Here is a 15,264-nt window from a genome sequence, read left to right on the forward strand (position 1 = left end):
CGTGCAGTCATCGTTGCCAAAGGAACGCGGCATGCCGCCGGCCATCGACACGCCCGTCATAGACATCCGCGATCTCACCAAGACCTACGCTTCGGGATTCCAGGCGCTCAAGGGCGTCGATCTGCAGATCCGGCGCGGCGAGATATTCGCGCTGCTGGGGCCCAACGGCGCAGGCAAGACCACGCTGATCAGCATCGTCTGCGGCATTGTCAACGCCAGCAGCGGCAGCGTGCAGGCCGACGGCCACGACATTGTCAGCGAATTCCGCGCGGCGCGTTCCAAGATCGGGCTGGTGCCGCAGGAGTTGTCCACGGACGCCTTCGAAACCGTGTGGGCGACGGTGAAGTTCAGCCGCGGCCTGTTCGGCAAGTCGCCCGACCCGGCGCACCTGGAGCGGGTGCTGCGCGACCTGTCGCTGTGGGACAAGAAGGACAGCAAGATCATGACGCTGTCGGGCGGCATGAAGCGGCGCGTGCTGATCGCCAAGGCACTGGCGCACGAGCCGCAGATACTGTTCCTGGATGAGCCCACCGCCGGCGTCGACGTCGAACTGCGCCACGACATGTGGCAGATGGTGCGCCGCCTGCGGGCCAACGGCACGACCATCATCCTGACCACGCACTACATCGAGGAGGCCGAGGAAATGGCCGACCGCATCGGCGTGATCAACAAGGGCGAACTCGTGCTGGTCGAGGACAAGGCCACGCTGATGCGCAAGCTGGGCAAGAAGCAGCTGACCCTGCATCTGCAGACGCCACTGGATCGCATCCCGGAGGCGTTGGCGTCGTACCCGCTGGAGCTGACCGAGGACGGCCAGGCACTGGTCTACACGTTCGACGTGCAGGCGCAGGAGACCGGCATCGCCGCACTGCTGCGGCGCCTGCACGAGCACGGCATCGACTTCAAGGACCTGCATTCCACCGAGAGTTCGCTGGAGGAGATCTTCGTAAATCTCGTGCGCCACGGCAGGGAGGCGAGGGCATGAACGTTCATGCGATCCGCGCGATCTACCGTTTCGAGATGGCCCGCACCTTCCGCACGCTGATGGAGAGCATCGTCTCGCCGGTGCTGTCGACGTCGCTGTACTTCATCGTGTTCGGCGCCGCGATCGGCGCGCGCATGGGCGAGGTCGACGGCGTGGGCTACGGCGCCTTCATCATTCCCGGCCTGATCATGCTGTCGCTGCTGAGCGAGAGCATCTCCAACGCCTCGTTCGGCATCTACCTGCCCAAATGGTCGGGCACCATCTATGAGCTGCTGTCGGCGCCGGTGTCGGCGTTCGAGATCGTGGTGGGCTATGTCGGTGCCGCGGCGACCAAGTCGCTGATGCTGGGCACGCTGATCCTGGTCACCGCGCGCTTCTTCGTCGACTACGAGATCGCGCACCCGTTCTGGATGGTCTGCTTCCTGCTGCTGACGGCGCTGACCTTCAGCCTGTTCGGTTTCATCATCGGGCTGTGGGCCGACAGCTTCCAGCGCCTGCAGCTGATCCCACTGATGGTGGTCACGCCGCTGACCTTCCTGGGCGGCGCGTTCTACTCGATCAACATGCTGCCGCCGCTGTGGCAGAAGATCGCGTTGTTCAACCCGGTCGTGTACCTGATCAGCGGTTTTCGCTGGAGCTTCTACGGCATTGCCGACGTCAATGTCGTTGTCAGCACGTCGGCGATCCTGGGTTTCCTCGGTCTATGCCTGGCCGCGGTGTACTGGATCTTCCGCACGGGCTGGCGGTTGAAGGCCTGAGCGTTGCGGCTCAGGTCCCAGGTCTTGGTAGCTCCTGCGAGATCCAGCGGTCGATCATCGCCTTCTCATAGCGCAGTGTGTCGCTGTTGAAGTAGGGGTTGGCCGTCATCAGGTAGCCCATGTCCCTGATTTCGCGCTCGCCTTCGGCGAGGACATCGCCGCCGGCGCCGATTCGGCGGTAGTTGAACGTCATCCGCGGCGGGTAGATGTCGAGGATGAAACGCGTGTCGTAGAACTGCACGCCGCGCCAGGGCTCATAGGCGCCAGCACGGTCGATGTCGGTGATGTTCACCAGCAACTGCTCCCCCGGGGGGAGCCGTTTTTCAGCGCGTTCGCGCAGGTGCTGGGCCAACTGTTCGACCCAGTCGCCACGGCGCGACTCGAACTTGTTGAGGCTGTAGCGGATCTCGGTGAAGTTGGCCGGATCATCCCAGGTCACGCTGACCGGCCCCTGCTCGGGCAGGGCGCGTGGCGCGTCGGGGCCGGTGACGGTGCGGATGCGGGCAGAAGCAGTGCCGGACGCGGTGGCCACGGTCGCGCCGGTCAGGACCAGCGCGAGGGCGATGAGGGTGGAACGCAGGTTCATGGCGGACTCCAAGTACCTGTCAATGCCGGCCGATGCCGGTTTGGTTCAGGACTATTCTCCGCCCGGCGCGGCGCTACGTCACCGGACGCGCCCCCGCCGTACAGCCATGGTTTCGCCGGCCGGCCTCAGGTGAGGAACCAGGCCTCGACCACGCCCCTGAGCTTGGTGGTCATCGGGTTGCCGCGGCGGTCGAGCGACTTGCCCACTGGCAGGCGCACCCAGCCCTCGCTGATGCAGTACTCCTCGACATTGGTGCGCTCCACGCCGTTGAAGCGGATGCCGATGCCGCGCTCGAGGACGGACTCGTCATAGAACGGGCTGCGAGGATCATTGGAGAGGTGGTCGGGAGGCGTTTCGGTCATGGCAGGTCGGTAGGAGGGCGGCGCGGCGGCCAGATCAGGTGCACAGGATAAGGCGGACCGGCTCGGATCGCCCATCCGCCCCCTATTCAGGAGTGCTCGCCGCGCCCCTGCAGCTTGGCGATACCGATCACCGCCCGCACCTGTTCACGATCACGGTGGCGTGAAATCGCCACGGCCCCGAGTTCGATCGCGCGCTCGCGCAACTCGGATGGGACGTCGTAATGGGCGCCGCTGGTCTTGTCCTGGAACGACCGGCGGGGGATCTCCAGCCGGGCGGCCATGGCGTGCAGCTCCTCCAGCGTGTCGGCCATCAGGTGCGCCCAGCGCCGGCCGCGCCAGAGGTGGACCGCATCGTCGACATAGACTGTCATGGGGTTTTCGCGGGGGGCATGGGCGGGTTCCTCGGGGGGGCAGGCTGAACGTTCCAACCCGCCAGCGTTGCGTTTCTGGACGATTGCGACTAACGTGGCCGGGCTGAGTTAGTCAAGGGTCACCGTGGTTCGTGACCCGATGTAGATTTTGTTTCACTCATCGTTGCACCTCGTTTTCTCCTTGCAACCAGCGTCATGCCGCGAAAGCGGTCTTTAATCTATGTTTCAAGGAGCAAATTATGTCCAACCGTGAGAATGGCACCGTCAAGTGGTTCAACGACGCTAAGGGCTTCGGCTTCATCAGCCGTGAGAATGGCGAGGACGTGTTCGTCCACTTCCGTTCGATCCAGGGCTCGGGCTTCAAGAGCCTCCAGGAAGGCCAGAAGGTCAGCTTCACCGTCGTCCAGGGCCAGAAGGGCCTGCAGGCCGATGCGGTGCAGCCGCTGTAATCATCACCACGCTTCGGCGTAGTGAACGAAAAGCCCGGCTTCGGCCGGGCTTTTTTTATGCCCGCGCGGAGCCGACGGCAGTGTCGAGCCCGCATGTCCGGGGTGGTGTGGTGATGCAGGATGTCCCGATCCTGCCCTAGACTCCGGCCGTTCGAATCCAATGGAGCAAGGAGCAAGGATGCGCACCATCGCCGTGTTTGCCCTTTTGGGCGTTGCCACAGTCGGTTCCCATGCCGATGCCCGTTCGCCGGCTCCCGCCGCCCACTGCCTCGATGCGCGCCAGATGCAGGAGGCGCGGCAGGCTTCGCCGCAGACGCTCGCCATCGCGCTCATCGATGGAACGAAATTCCGCGTCGACTTGGCGCAAAGCTGTCCCGACGCCGTCAACGGCGGCCAGGCCAGCTTGCTGGCGCGCGAAGGCTGGGTGTGCGGTTTGAGTCCGGAGTTCGTTGAAGCGGGCGGACAGCGCTGTGCGGTCGCAGCGGTTACGCCGATCGATGCGCGCACTTACGCGCAACTTGCGCGTGCCGGCGCTCGGGACGACCAGGGCGTGAACACCCTCGATGCCGTGCAGGTGCACGCCGAAAAGCAGCACGGGTTCACCGCGTCGGCGTCGTACTGCCTCAACCCGCGCTGGATGCGCTCCTGGGCCGAGGACAGCAAGGGACTGATCGTGGAGATGTCGCCCAAGCGTGCCGGCGGCAACCGTTTCTATCGCGTCGAGCTGTCCTCTGCCTGCCCAGACCTGGCCGGGTCGCAGCAGATCGAGCTGCGTTCTGGCATGGGCATCGGAGTGGTGTGCGGCAATGCCGGCGACCAGGTGGTGGCGATCAACGATGCGCCCTTCGAGCGCGGTCGCCAGATCACCTCACGCGCCAGCCGCTTCGCCTGTCCGATCGCGGCGGTGTATCCCATCGATGGCGAGGGCTGACCGCTACCAGGTGTCTTCGAGCATGCGCGGTCGACACGCCAGCCACCCGCCCAGCAGCAACACCAGCAGACACAGGCCGAGGAAGGCGAAGGGCCAGGTCCAGCCGTGTGACATGTCGTGCAGCCAGCCGAACAGCACCGGCCCCAGGCAGCTCAGGCTGTAGCCCAGGCCCTGCATGAAGCCCGACAGCCGTGCCGAGCCGGCCGGCGTGCGCGTGCGCAGGTTGATCAGCGTCAGCGACAACGGGAACGAGCTCGGCCCCAGACCGAGCAGCGCCACCCACAGCATCGGCGCCGCCATCGGCGCCAGCAGCAGGCCGGCGAACGCGGCGACATAGGCCACCGTGCAGGCGATGACGATCGGATACGGATTGGCGATGCGCACCGCCACCGAAGGCAGGACCAATGCGCTGATCAAGCCCAGCGTCGAGAACAGCGCGACCATGCTGCCGCCCAAGGCCGGACTGGCGCCGGCTTCGACCAGCAGCTTCGGCAACCACGTGAACATCGAGTAGGTGATCAGCGAGGTCATGCCGAACATCAGCGCCAGGCCCCACGCGATCGGCGAACGCCACACGCGGCCCGCCGCGGTGGGCTCGGCCAGCTCGGGTGCCTCGTCGCCGGCGGCGACGGCGCGGTCATGCGTCCGGGCCAGCGCATGCGCCTGGCGTGAGTGGCCGAACTGCTCCATCCACAGCACCGCGATCCACGGAAGCACCGCGGCGGCGGCGATCAGCGACCACGCGCCGAGCGACACGCGCCAGCCGGCGCTCTGCGCCAGCGGCACCGCCAGCAGCGCCGGCAGGATCGTGCCCAGTTGCAGCACGGTGATGTAGAGCGTGCTGACCGTGCCGACGCGATCGGCGAAGTAGCGCTTCACCAATGGAGGCAAGACCACGTTGCCCATGCCCATGCCCGACAGCGCCACCGCCGAGGTCAGCAACAGCATCCACGTGTCGCCGACAAAGGCGCGCGCCAGCAATCCCGCGGTGGCCAGCAGCATCGCCAGCAGCGCCGTGCGTTCCAGGCCGATGCGATGGGCGATGCCAGGCGTGGCGACGCCAAATACCGCAAAGGCGGCGGTGGGCACCATGCCGAGCACGCCGGTCATGGTCGAACCAAAGCCCAGTGTCTGCCCGAGACTGTCGAGCAGCGGCGTCAGCGAGGTTACTGCCGTGCGCAGGTTGAACGCCGACAGCACGATGCCGATCAGCACGAGCGCGCGATCGCGCCATAGCGATGCGGTTTGCAGGGTGTGGCGTGCGGTGGCGGCGTCCATGACGTGATGTGCGTTCCGGCGGTGATGAGCGGCGCGGGATCGCAGGAAATAGCGGCGCCGGATTCGGGGAGTGGAGTGGGCGAAAGCGCCGCCACTCGCGCGGGGGTGGCCAGTGTGCGCCAGATGCATCCACCTCACCAGCCGGCTTGGGGAAACACTGGGTTCCATGCGGTGTGGGAGAACGAAGAAGGAGCGTTCGTCCTGAGCGTAGCGCTTGCGCCGAAGTCGAAGGACAGGCGGTGGTGTATCCAGTCGATGCATCCGTTCAGGACGAGGAAAGCCCAACCGCTCGGACAACGGCTCGCGCTGGATCATTCCAACGAGAGCTTCATCCGCACCTTGTCGTCCTTGCCTTCGACCTGCAGGTTGGCGGCGAGGAATACGCGCGCCGGATCGATCGCACCGCCCGCCAGCAGTGCCTCCTGCACGGCCGTCGCGCGCGCCTGGCCAAGCTTCACCAGCTCGTCCTGCGCGACGCGGTAGCGCGGCCTGAGTTGCTCCTCCAGCCATTCGATCTCGCTGTCCTTGCGCGAGGCCCGGCGTTCCTTGCGGGTCGTGTCCTCCTCGGACGCCGCCGCATCGGGCGGCCGCGGCCGGTTGCCGAAATCCTGCCGGTACAGGTCTTCCAGAACATCGATCTTGTCGCCGCGATCCAGTTCCGCGTACTTCGGCCCCTTCCTGCTGTCGATGCTGGCCAGCGCCGCCAGCATGCGCTGTTCGGTCAGCGCCGCGGCATCGGCTTCAATGCCCGGGCCAGCGGGAACGTCGAGCTGCAGCGCCGGTCGATCCGCCAATCCCTGTGCGAGCGAGGCCAGCGCGCTCTTCGCGCCTTCGGGCAGTTCGGCCGAGCCCGGTGCGAACTCGACGAACTGGGCCTGTTCGGCGCCCTTGAACAGCGAGCCGATGAAGTCGAACGGAGCGGTGACGATCTTCACCACCAGGTTCTTGATGATCTGCCAGATCACCGGCCAGAGGCGGAACTTGGGATCGTCCAGCGTGCCCGTCACCGGCAGGTCGAGGTTGATCACGCCATTGCGGTCCTTGAGCAGCGAAGTCGCCAGCCGGATCGGCAGCGACACCTTCTCCTTGCTGTCGGTCGCCTCGCCCCACTGCAACTGATCGACGACGATGTGGTGATCGGCGGCGAGCTTGCGGTCGTCGATCCGGTAGTGCAGCTTCGTGGTCAGCTTGCCCTTGGCGATTGCATAGCCGGCATAGCGGTCCGAGTAGGGATTGAATATCGGCAGTTCGATGTTGCGGAACTCCATGCCGATGTCGGTGTGCTGGTCGTACTCCAGCAGATTGGTTTCGCCGGTGATGCGCACGGGCGAGTACCGGTTGATGACGTGTCCTGCCAGGTCGATCTTCGCCAGGCGCGGACCGCCGATGGAGAGGCCGGTGATGCTGCCGCGCAACGCCTCGATGCGGGCCTGGAAGTTGGGCTGGATCGAGTAGTCGGCGAAGCTCATCGTCCCGGAGGCGAGCACCAGCTTGCCGATGGTGATCGGCATCGTCGGTTCGCTGCTGGCGGCTTTCGGCGCGGGCCGCGCGGCGTCCGGACGCAGCAACCTGGATCGTGTCGGTGTCGACTTCGTGGCAATGGATTTCCCAGTCGCGCCACCGGCAGCGGTTTCGGAATCGCCGAACAACGTGATCAGGTTGACGCTGCGATCCGGTGCAACGATCACGCGGGCGAACGGTCGCGCGATCCGGACCGTCCGCACGGTCAGCGCATCCGGACCGGTGGTGTAGTCAAGGTCGAGCGCGTCGAGACGATCCCAGGACACGAAGGGCCGCTTGCTGGCGGCTTCGATCAGCTCGAACGCAGTGACGTTGGCTTCACCGACAAAGCGGATGTCGGGACCTGGGGCGTCCTCGGGTTCCAGCGTCAATTCGCCCTCGGCCGCGGCGATACCGGATTTCAGTTCCAGCGCAGGGTAGTCCGGCAGATAGGGTTTCACGTCCAACAGCGGCAGTTTCGACACGTCGACCCGAAGCTTCGCCGCGGCCGTCTGCGGCACGACCTCGCCTTCGATCGTCAACGGCGCCTTGCCGTTGACCGTGGCATGCACGGTGATCGGCACGGGCTTGTCCAGGGCCAGGCTCAGGCCGGACGCGGTCAGCGCCAGCGGCGCCAGATGGAACGGAGTGGCCGGCGTGACCGTGCGGTCTTCCAGCGATACATCGGCCTGATCCAGCTCCAGTCGCCCCAAAGCGAACTTCCAGTCGTCGGCGGAAGCGCTTGCGGACGCAGGCGCTGCGGAAGCATCGGTGTCTTCCAGCAGGCGTTCGATGTTGAGCGAGCCATCGGCCTCGCGCCACAAGGTCGCCTTCAGGCCGCTGACGCGCAAGGTATCGATGGTGATGCGGCTCTCCTGCAACGACACGCGCGTATTGGCGAGCGTCGCCTTGGGCACCGACACCCAATCGTCATCGACGCCACGCGCGCGCAAGCCCAGTCCGGTGGCGCTGATGTCCGGAAGCGTCGCGTCCAGGCGCATGCCGGACTTGGGCACCACCGAGAAGCGATACTGGCCGCCCAGGTCGAAACGGCCCTGGGTCAGCTGGAATGGCAGCTCGTCGCCGATGAATTCGTACACGCTGCGCGCTTTCAGGGCCGAGATGCGCAGGCGGCCGTCTGATGCCAGCGGCCGTAGCGAGAGCTGCCCTGCCCACACGAAGCGCTCGCCTTCCTCGCTCGCGGCCGCCAGGCGGAAGCCCCCGCCCGCCGGTGTGGTGTGAAAGTCCTTCAACCGGAATTCGATCGGCGACAGAACCTTGATCAGTGGGCGCCTGCGGCTGCGGTCGGCGAAGTCGATGTGGCCGCGGTGGACGGACAGGTCCTCGATCCAGACATGCGGCAGCGGCTCGTCGGGCTGCTCCGGCTTGGGCAGCAGGTCGGCCAGATTGAGCGAACCGTCCGGGCGGATGATGGTGTCCGCGTAGGGGGCTTCCAGCTCGACCTGGCGGAAGGTGTAGGCGCGCCGCCACAGCGAGGAGGCCTGGAAGTCGAGGTACAGGCGGCGCAACGCGACGACCGGCCGCCGGCCCGACCGGCGGGCCTGATCGGCAATGGCGATGTCGCGCATGTCGAGTTCGAACGTGAACGGGTTGAACCGGATATCCCCCAGGCTCAGCGATTTGTGCAGCTCGGTGCTGACGTAATCGGTGGCTTGGGAGCGGATCAGCCGGGGCACCAGCCAGAAGCCGGCGGCCGCGTAGAGCCCGACCGCCAGCACCAGCAGGACCGGGATGAGGATCAGCCAGTTACGCAGCAGTCTCGCCGCGTTCAACGTAGTGCCCCGGCCGCCCCCATGGGGCATGGGGGACGGAGGGGCGGACGCCGGGCCATCGTCTTTCCCGACCGGTCGTCACAGGACCCGGGACTTTGGTCATGTAGATGCGGGGCCGCGCCCTGCCTAATATCGGCGGATTCCACCAGGCGTTCCTCATTATTCATGAAGTTTCCCGCCGTCTCCCTGCTGGCGCTCTCCATCGCGCTGGCCACCCAGCCCGCTGCCGCGGCCAAGTCCATCGCCCCCTTATTTGATCCTCAACGCCTGTCCAACGACGTGAAGACCCTGGCCTCCGACGAGTTCGAAGGCCGAGGCCCCGCGACGGCAGGCGAAACCAAGACCGTCGACTACGTTGTCGAACAGATGAAGCAGGCCGGCCTGCAGCCGGGCGGCGACATGACCGACGGCAAGCGCGCCTGGACCCAGGCGGTGCCGCTGGCACGCGCCGAGATCAAGGGCACGCCGCAGGTGTCGGTGAAGGTCGGCGGCAAGTCGCAGGCGCTGACGCAGGGCGAGCAGATCGCCGTGCGCGCTGCGCAGGACGGCTCGACCACGATCGACTTCAGCAACGCCCCGATCGTCTTCGCCGGATACGGCGTGAAGGCGCCCGAGCGCAACTGGGACGATTTCAAGGGCATGGACGTCAAGGGCAAGATCGTCGTCGTGCTGATCAACGACCCGGATTTCGAATCGGGCCAGGGCGACTTCGGCGGCAAGGCCATGACCTACTACGGCCGCTGGACCTACAAGTACGAGGAAGCCGCGCGCCAGGGCGCGCTGGGCCTGCTGATCGTGCACGAGACCGCGCCGGCCTCGTACGGCTGGGCGACGGTGAAGAACTCCAACACCAACACCATGTTCGACGTGGTGCGCGACGCGCCTTCTTCGGTGCACCCGAAGATGGAAGGCTGGATCCAGCGCGATTTCGCCGTCGAGCTGTTCAAGAGCGCCGGGCTGGATTTCGACGCACTGAAGAAGCAGGCGCAAACGCGTGAGTTCAAGCCGGTCGAGCTGAAGGGCGCGAGGCTCACCGCCAAGTACGACGTCGATCGCCAGATCATCACCTCGCACAACATCGTCGGCCGCATCGACGGCAGCAAGCGTCCGGACGAGACCGTCATCTACAGCGCGCACTGGGATCACCTCGGCGTCGGCCAGCCCGACGCCAAGGGCGACCGCATCTACAACGGCGCCGTCGACAACGCCACCGGCACCGCCGCGCTGATCGAGCTAGGCCGCGCCTACGCCAAGGCCCCCAAGCCGCAGCGTTCGGTGGTGTTCCTGGCCGTCACCGCGGAAGAGAAGGGCCTGCTGGGTTCGGAGTACTACGCCTCCAAGCCGCTGTACCCGCTCGCCACGACGGTGGCCGACATCAACATGGATGCGCTCGATCCGCACGGCCTGGCGCGCAACTTCACCACGTCCGGCAGCGCCAAGCAGGAACTGCTCGACCAACTGGTGGACACCGCCCAGAAGCAGTGGAACCTGGCCTACGTGACCGATCCTAAGCCGGAAGCCGGCCACTTCTTCCGCTCGGATCACTTCCCGTTCGCCAAGCGCGGCGTGCCGGCGATTTCGTTCGGTTCGGGCAATGACCTGGTCGACGGCGGCCTCGAGGCCGGCAAGAAGATGGAAGACGAGTACGTCGCCGACCGCTACCACCAGCCGGCCGATCAGTGGGAAGCGGATTGGACCTTCACCGGCATGGCTCGCGACCTGCAACTGCTCTACAAAGTCGGCCGCGACCTGGCCGACTCCAACCGCTGGCCGAACTGGGACGCCTCGTCGGAGTTCCGCGGCGCACGCGACCAGAGCGCCGACCAGCGCAAGTAACGCTCCACGTCATCGACCAAAAGCAGACGGGCGAGGCTTTGGCCTCGCCCGTTCTGTTCAAGGGGACCGATCAGCCGAGCTTGCGCGCGGCCACGTACGACAGCAGGTTGCCCAGGCCGGTGACGCCGAGCAGCACGCCGATCACGCCGGGCGTGACTTCGCGCCAGCCGAACGCTTCGATCAGCACGAAGCCCAACGCCATCGCCAGCAGCAGGATGCCCCAGCGCAGCGAGGCATGACGCCGCTGCAGCGCCTCGGCCTGCACCATCGTCCTGACCAGCTCCTCGGAACCGTTGCTGGCGATGACCTTGGCGCGTGTGCGGGCATCGACCACGGCCTTGATGGCATAGGTGATGCACAGGAACAGGGTGATCGGGATGAAGATCTCGTAGTTCATGGCCGGCTCTCGGTTGGGCGTGGTCGAAGTGGGTCAGTGGTCGAATTGGGGGTCTCGAGGCAGTAGATACGGCCAGCGGCGGGCCGGTTGCACAGGTGGCGAAAGCTCGCCGGGCTGCCGTCCGTCGGCGGGTGCAACCGAGGGCGTCCAGGCCGTATCCAAGAAGGTATTGCCGGCCGGATCGGCCGAGGGAACCCGGTTCACCCATGTATGGAAGCAGAAGCCAGGACAATGCAGCGGTCGGCAGAAGCACCGCATGGAGATGCCGCTGCCCGTCCGTACGAGCGTGAATCGATGACCGACGCTGCGCCCGCCCACGAAGACGACCGCAAGCTGGTGGAGGCCGTGCTGGCCAATACTCCGGGCGCGTTCGAGCGGCTGGTGCGCGAATACCAGGGCCTGTGCTGGCACATCATCCAGCGCATGGTCCGCCAGCCCGAGGACACCCGCGAGCTGTGCCAGGAGGCGTTCCTGCGCGTGCACCAGTGCCTGCACCAGTACCGCGGCGAGAGCGCGCTGAAGTCGTGGATCGGCCAGGTGGCGTACTCCGTCGCCAAGCGCCACCTGGAAAAGCGCCGCATCGCGATTGTCGATCCACCGGTCGGCGACGACGAGGACGGGTTGTCGCTGCTCGACCACGTCAGCGACGGCTTCGACCTGGAAGCGGCCTGCGCCGATGCCGAGATCGCGGCCGGCCTGCACGAGGAAATCGAGGCGCTGCCGCCGATGCAGCGCACTCTGCTGACGCTGTATCACCTGGATGAGGTCCCCATCGTCGAGATCGCCCGAATCACCGGTCTCGCCGAAGGTACGATCAAGAGCCATCTGTTCCGGACCCGGGCGCGCCTGCGCGAGCGCCTGCAGGCCCGGATGGGAGTCATCGTATGAACACTCGCAAGCCCCACGATCACGACCGCTTCGAACGCGAAGCACTCGAATGGCTGGCGCAGGAACGTGCCCGCGAAGAGGAGCGGCGCGGCCAGCCGCTGGCGCCTGCCGGACAGGACCCCGTCGAGCGCGCGGTCGCCGAGTACCGGCTGATCGCACGTGCGCTGCGCACGCCGGCGATGGAGCCGCTGCCGATGGACCTGGCCACGCAGATCGTTGGTCACGTCGCCTCCGTGCAGGCGCTGGGCGAACGCGTCGAGCGCTGGATGCTGCGGATCCTCGGCCTGCTGCTGGCGGCGATAGCCGCTGGCGCCGTGGGGATCTACGGCGCGAGCTGGGCGCCTGCGTTCGCCGAGCTGCTGCCCGATCTCTCAGGACAGGCCCTGGGCTGGGGAGCGCTGCTGGTCGTCTGCCTGGCGGCATCGTTCCTGGGGCAGGGCGCGGGACGCTGGCTGCTTCATGGAGACTCGCGGACCGCCTGAACAGGCGTGTGACCGTTGCTTATGGGCCATGCCGTTGGCCCCCGCAGCCCGGATGATGACTGGGCTCCGAGGGCCCGTCATGAATCGCCAAATCCTGGTTACTTTGCTCGCCGCCGCCGTATTCACCGCGTTGGCGGGCTGCCAACCCTCGACGACATCCGATGAGAACGCCACGGAAGCGCCAGCGACCACTGCCGCCGCAACGGAACCCGCTGCTGCGCCGGTGATGACTGAAACCACGGCGCCGATGACCGACCTGGAGCAACTCGCCCAGCGCCTGGTGACGCAGAGCGCGGCGGTCAAGGAGGGCGAGATCGTGTTGATCTACGGCCGCCAGCACGACGCCCAACTGCTCGAGGACATCGCGGTCAACGTGCGCAAGGTCGGCGCCTTCCCGATGGTCGCTTACAGCAGCGATCGCATGTCCAGGCGGCTGCTGTTCGACGTGCCCGAGCAGTACGACACGCAGACCAACGCGCTGGCGATGAAGCTGGCCGGCATCGTCGACGTGGTGATCAGCCTGGGCAACATGACCAACGAGAACCTGTTCGAAGGCGCCGATCCCAAGCGCATGGCGGCCCGCGCCAAGGCCGACGAGCCGGTCGCCAAGGCGTGGCGCTCGAACAACGTGCGCACGGTCGAGGTCGGCAACGAGATGTACCCGACGTCCTGGCGCGCCAAGCGCTTCGGCATGTCCGAGGAAGATCTGGCGCGTTCGTTCTGGAATGGCGTCAACATCGACTACAGCCAGTTGCAGACGCGCGGCGAACAGATCAAGGCGACGATCGCCGGCGGCGACGAGATCCACATCACCAACCCCAACGGCACCGACCTGAAGTTGCGCGTGAAGGGTCGGCGGGTGCTGGTCAGCGACGGCATCATCTCCGAGGCCGACCAGAAGGCCGGTGGGCCGTCGCTTGCGGCCTTCCTGCCGGCCGGCGAGGTCTACACCACGCCGGTGCCGGGCAGCGCCGAGGGCAAGGTCGTGCACTCGCGCAGCTACTTCCACGGCAAGCAGATCGACAACCTCACCGTGACCGTCAGCGCGGGCAAGGTCACCGGGATGACCGGCTCGGGCCCCGGCTACGAGGATTACAAGGCCGAGTACGACGCGGTAGCCGACGGGCGCAAGAACGAAATCAGCTTCGTCAATTTCGGCATCAATCCGAACGTAAAGCTGCCGGCATCGAGCCCGGTCGGTGCATGGATGCCGGCGGGAAGCGTGTCGGTCGGCTTTGGCGGCAATGCCTGGGCCGGTGGCGAGAACACGTTGTCCTACGGCACCGCCGTATTCCTGCCGGGCAGCACGGTCACGCTGGATGGCAAGACGATCGTCGAGAAGGGCGCGCTGAAGCTCTGAAGCGCAGAAGCGCTTGTAGCCCCTCTCCCGCATGCGGGAGAGGGATTGGGGTGAGGGCCGCTCTAGCCCTTGATGCACACCACCTGCCGCAGCGTATGCACGACCTCGACCAGGTCGGCCTGCGCCGCCATCACCGCTTCGATCGGCTTGTAAGCCGCCGGCGACTCGTCGATCACGCCCGCGTCCTTGCGGCACTCCACGTGTGCGGTGGCTTCGCGGTGCTGCTTGAGCGTGATCTGCGCGCGTGCCTGGGTGCGGCTCATCACGCGGCCGGCGCCATGGCTGCAGCTGTGGAAGCTGTCCGCGTTGCCAAGGCCGCGCACGATGTAGCTCTTCGCGCCCATGCTGCCCGGGATGATCCCGAGCTCGCCCTCGCGCGCGCTGACCGCGCCCTTGCGGGTGACCAGCAGCGACTCTCCGAAGTGGTCCTCGCGCTGGACGTAGTTGTGGTGGCAATTCACCGCTTCCTTGTCCAGCTGGAACTTCGGCAGGCGCTGGCGCATGTCGTGCAGCACCCGCGCCAGCATCGCCTCGCGGTTGGCACGCGCGTAGTCCTGCGCCCACGATACCGCCTCGACGTAGTCGTCGAACAGCGGCTCGCCTTCGAGGAAGAACGCCAGGTCCTTGTCCGGCAGATGGAAACCCAGCACGCGCTTCTCCAGCTGCCTGCGGGCAAGCTCGATGAAGTAGGTGCCGACCAGGTTGCCGGTGCCGCGCGAACCCGAGTGCAGCATCACCCACACCGCATCGGCCTCGTCCAGGCAGATCTCGATGAAGTGGTTGCCGCCGCCGAGCGTTCCGATCTGCTTGTCGACCTTGTCCGGACGGATCTTCGGATGGCGCGCGCGGATCGCCGCCAGCCGCTGCATCAGCCCCGAATGCGCCAGCTTCGTCTCGATGCTGTCCGGAATACGGCGGTGGTCGCCACCGGGCCCGTTGCCGACCGGCACGCCGCGTTCGATCGAGTTGCGCAGGTGGGCGAGGTCGTCGGGCAGGTCGCTGGCGCGCAACGTCGTGCGAACCGCGGCCATGCCGCAGCCGATGTCGACGCCGACCGCAGCCGGGATGATCGCGCCGCGAGTCGGCACGACCGAGCCCACGGTGGCGCCGATGCCCAGGTGCACGTCGGGCATGACGGCGACCCACGGCCCGACGAACGGGAGCGAGGCGATGTTGCGCAGTTGCTGGTGGGCCTGCGGCTCCAGCGGCACGCCGTGCACCCAGCCCTTGATCGGCGTGCTGCCCTGCGCGTGCAGGAATTCGTATTGGCTCTGCATGTTCATAAGGA

General features: G+C 66.5%; 15 protein-coding genes. 8 read left to right on the top strand and 7 right to left on the bottom strand.

What is annotated here, in order from left to right; translation table 11 throughout:
• Positions 1-31: 31 nt before the first annotated feature.
• Together J2X06_RS02680 and J2X06_RS02685 are read left to right on the top strand one after the other, a co-directional pair.
• On the top strand, positions 32-985 hold the full coding sequence (locus tag J2X06_RS02680; RefSeq protein ID WP_310061169.1) for an ABC transporter ATP-binding protein: 954 nt from the start codon (positions 32-34) through the stop codon (positions 983-985).
• Positions 982-1,743 carry an ABC transporter permease gene (locus J2X06_RS02685; protein ID WP_310057935.1) on the top strand — a complete coding sequence of 254 codons (762 nt, stop codon included), beginning with the start codon at positions 982-984 and terminating at the stop codon, positions 1,741-1,743. The genes J2X06_RS02680 and J2X06_RS02685 overlap by 4 nt, the downstream gene beginning before the upstream one ends.
• A gap of 10 nt (positions 1,744-1,753) precedes the next feature.
• On the opposite strand, the gene J2X06_RS02690 is transcribed toward J2X06_RS02685, so the two are convergent.
• The 3 genes from J2X06_RS02690 to J2X06_RS02700 form a co-directional block, all read right to left on the bottom strand.
• Positions 1,754-2,329 (bottom strand): DUF3016 domain-containing protein, encoded by a 576-nt coding sequence (locus tag J2X06_RS02690; protein ID WP_310057938.1) that lies wholly within the window; start codon positions 2,327-2,329, stop codon positions 1,754-1,756.
• Between the two features lie 125 nt (positions 2,330-2,454).
• Complete coding sequence (locus tag J2X06_RS02695) at positions 2,455-2,691, bottom strand: DUF3297 family protein (RefSeq protein WP_310057941.1); 237 nt, start codon at positions 2,689-2,691, stop codon at positions 2,455-2,457.
• A gap of 86 nt (positions 2,692-2,777) precedes the next feature.
• Positions 2,778-3,062, bottom strand: coding sequence for a DUF4031 domain-containing protein (locus tag J2X06_RS02700; protein ID WP_310057943.1), 285 nt, complete (start codon positions 3,060-3,062; stop codon positions 2,778-2,780).
• Positions 3,063-3,301: 239 nt separating this feature from the next.
• Between J2X06_RS02700 and J2X06_RS02705 the strand changes: the two genes are divergently transcribed.
• Complete coding sequence (locus J2X06_RS02705) at positions 3,302-3,511, top strand: cold-shock protein (RefSeq protein WP_137832843.1); 210 nt, start codon at positions 3,302-3,304, stop codon at positions 3,509-3,511.
• Between the two features lie 178 nt (positions 3,512-3,689).
• On the top strand, positions 3,690-4,442 hold the full coding sequence (locus J2X06_RS02710; RefSeq protein ID WP_310057946.1) for a DUF6491 family protein: 753 nt from the start codon (positions 3,690-3,692) through the stop codon (positions 4,440-4,442).
• A gap of 3 nt (positions 4,443-4,445) precedes the next feature.
• On the opposite strand, the gene J2X06_RS02715 is transcribed toward J2X06_RS02710, so the two are convergent.
• Complete coding sequence (locus J2X06_RS02715) at positions 4,446-5,720, bottom strand: CynX/NimT family MFS transporter (RefSeq protein WP_310057949.1); 1,275 nt, start codon at positions 5,718-5,720, stop codon at positions 4,446-4,448.
• Between the two features lie 311 nt (positions 5,721-6,031).
• The gene (locus J2X06_RS02720; RefSeq protein WP_310057952.1) at positions 6,032-9,013 is read right to left on the bottom strand and encodes a DUF748 domain-containing protein; all 2,982 of its coding nucleotides are present in this window, start codon (positions 9,011-9,013) and stop codon (positions 6,032-6,034) included.
• Between the two features lie 165 nt (positions 9,014-9,178).
• Between J2X06_RS02720 and J2X06_RS02725 the strand changes: the two genes are divergently transcribed.
• A complete protein-coding gene (locus J2X06_RS02725; RefSeq protein WP_310057955.1) occupies positions 9,179-10,849 on the top strand; it encodes a M28 family metallopeptidase in 1,671 nt (556 codons plus the stop codon).
• 70 nt (positions 10,850-10,919) lie between these two features.
• On the opposite strand, the gene J2X06_RS02730 is transcribed toward J2X06_RS02725, so the two are convergent.
• Positions 10,920-11,246: a DUF6249 domain-containing protein gene (locus J2X06_RS02730; RefSeq protein ID WP_310057958.1), complete on the bottom strand. Its 327-nt coding sequence runs from the start codon at positions 11,244-11,246 to the stop codon at positions 10,920-10,922.
• Positions 11,247-11,540: 294 nt separating this feature from the next.
• Here J2X06_RS02730 and J2X06_RS02735 point away from each other — a divergent pair, with 294 nt between their 5' ends.
• The 3 genes from J2X06_RS02735 (at position 11,541) to J2X06_RS02745 (ending at position 13,976) form a co-directional block, all read left to right on the top strand.
• Positions 11,541-12,134 carry an RNA polymerase sigma factor gene (locus J2X06_RS02735; RefSeq protein WP_310057961.1) on the top strand — a complete coding sequence of 198 codons (594 nt, stop codon included), beginning with the start codon at positions 11,541-11,543 and terminating at the stop codon, positions 12,132-12,134.
• Positions 12,131-12,616, top strand: coding sequence for a hypothetical protein (locus J2X06_RS02740; RefSeq protein WP_310057964.1), 486 nt, complete (start codon positions 12,131-12,133; stop codon positions 12,614-12,616). Before J2X06_RS02735 ends, J2X06_RS02740 begins: the two co-directional genes overlap by 4 nt.
• Before the next feature lie 79 nt (positions 12,617-12,695).
• Positions 12,696-13,976, top strand: coding sequence for an aminopeptidase (locus J2X06_RS02745; protein ID WP_310057967.1), 1,281 nt, complete (start codon positions 12,696-12,698; stop codon positions 13,974-13,976).
• A 62-nt stretch (positions 13,977-14,038) separates the two neighbouring features.
• On the opposite strand, the gene J2X06_RS02750 is transcribed toward J2X06_RS02745, so the two are convergent.
• Positions 14,039-15,259 carry an RtcB family protein gene (locus J2X06_RS02750; RefSeq protein ID WP_310057969.1) on the bottom strand — a complete coding sequence of 407 codons (1,221 nt, stop codon included), beginning with the start codon at positions 15,257-15,259 and terminating at the stop codon, positions 14,039-14,041.
• Positions 15,260-15,264 lie beyond the last annotated feature (5 nt).

Origin of the sequence: Lysobacter niastensis, from assembly GCF_031457115.1 — a bacterium.
Lineage (GTDB): Bacteria > Pseudomonadota > Gammaproteobacteria > Xanthomonadales > Xanthomonadaceae > Lysobacter_J > Lysobacter_J niastensis_A.

Excerpts from the sequence above, each read along its gene's own strand:
- J2X06_RS02680 (WP_310061169.1), top strand. The coding sequence starts at position 32 with ATGCCGCCGGCCATCGACACGCCCGTCATAGACATCCGCGATCTCACC.
- J2X06_RS02685 (WP_310057935.1), top strand. The coding sequence starts at position 982 with ATGAACGTTCATGCGATCCGCGCGATCTACCGTTTCGAGATGGCCCGC.
- J2X06_RS02690 (WP_310057938.1), bottom strand. The coding sequence starts at position 2,329 with ATGAACCTGCGTTCCACCCTCATCGCCCTCGCGCTGGTCCTGACCGGC.
- J2X06_RS02695 (WP_310057941.1), bottom strand. The coding sequence starts at position 2,691 with ATGACCGAAACGCCTCCCGACCACCTCTCCAATGATCCTCGCAGCCCG.
- J2X06_RS02700 (WP_310057943.1), bottom strand. The coding sequence starts at position 3,062 with ATGACAGTCTATGTCGACGATGCGGTCCACCTCTGGCGCGGCCGGCGC.
- J2X06_RS02705 (WP_137832843.1), top strand. The coding sequence starts at position 3,302 with ATGTCCAACCGTGAGAATGGCACCGTCAAGTGGTTCAACGACGCTAAG.
- J2X06_RS02710 (WP_310057946.1), top strand. The coding sequence starts at position 3,690 with ATGCGCACCATCGCCGTGTTTGCCCTTTTGGGCGTTGCCACAGTCGGT.
- J2X06_RS02715 (WP_310057949.1), bottom strand. The coding sequence starts at position 5,720 with ATGGACGCCGCCACCGCACGCCACACCCTGCAAACCGCATCGCTATGG.
- J2X06_RS02725 (WP_310057955.1), top strand. The coding sequence starts at position 9,179 with ATGAAGTTTCCCGCCGTCTCCCTGCTGGCGCTCTCCATCGCGCTGGCC.
- J2X06_RS02730 (WP_310057958.1), bottom strand. The coding sequence starts at position 11,246 with ATGAACTACGAGATCTTCATCCCGATCACCCTGTTCCTGTGCATCACC.
- J2X06_RS02735 (WP_310057961.1), top strand. The coding sequence starts at position 11,541 with ATGACCGACGCTGCGCCCGCCCACGAAGACGACCGCAAGCTGGTGGAG.
- J2X06_RS02740 (WP_310057964.1), top strand. The coding sequence starts at position 12,131 with ATGAACACTCGCAAGCCCCACGATCACGACCGCTTCGAACGCGAAGCA.
- J2X06_RS02745 (WP_310057967.1), top strand. The coding sequence starts at position 12,696 with ATGAATCGCCAAATCCTGGTTACTTTGCTCGCCGCCGCCGTATTCACC.
- J2X06_RS02750 (WP_310057969.1), bottom strand. The coding sequence starts at position 15,259 with ATGAACATGCAGAGCCAATACGAATTCCTGCACGCGCAGGGCAGCACG.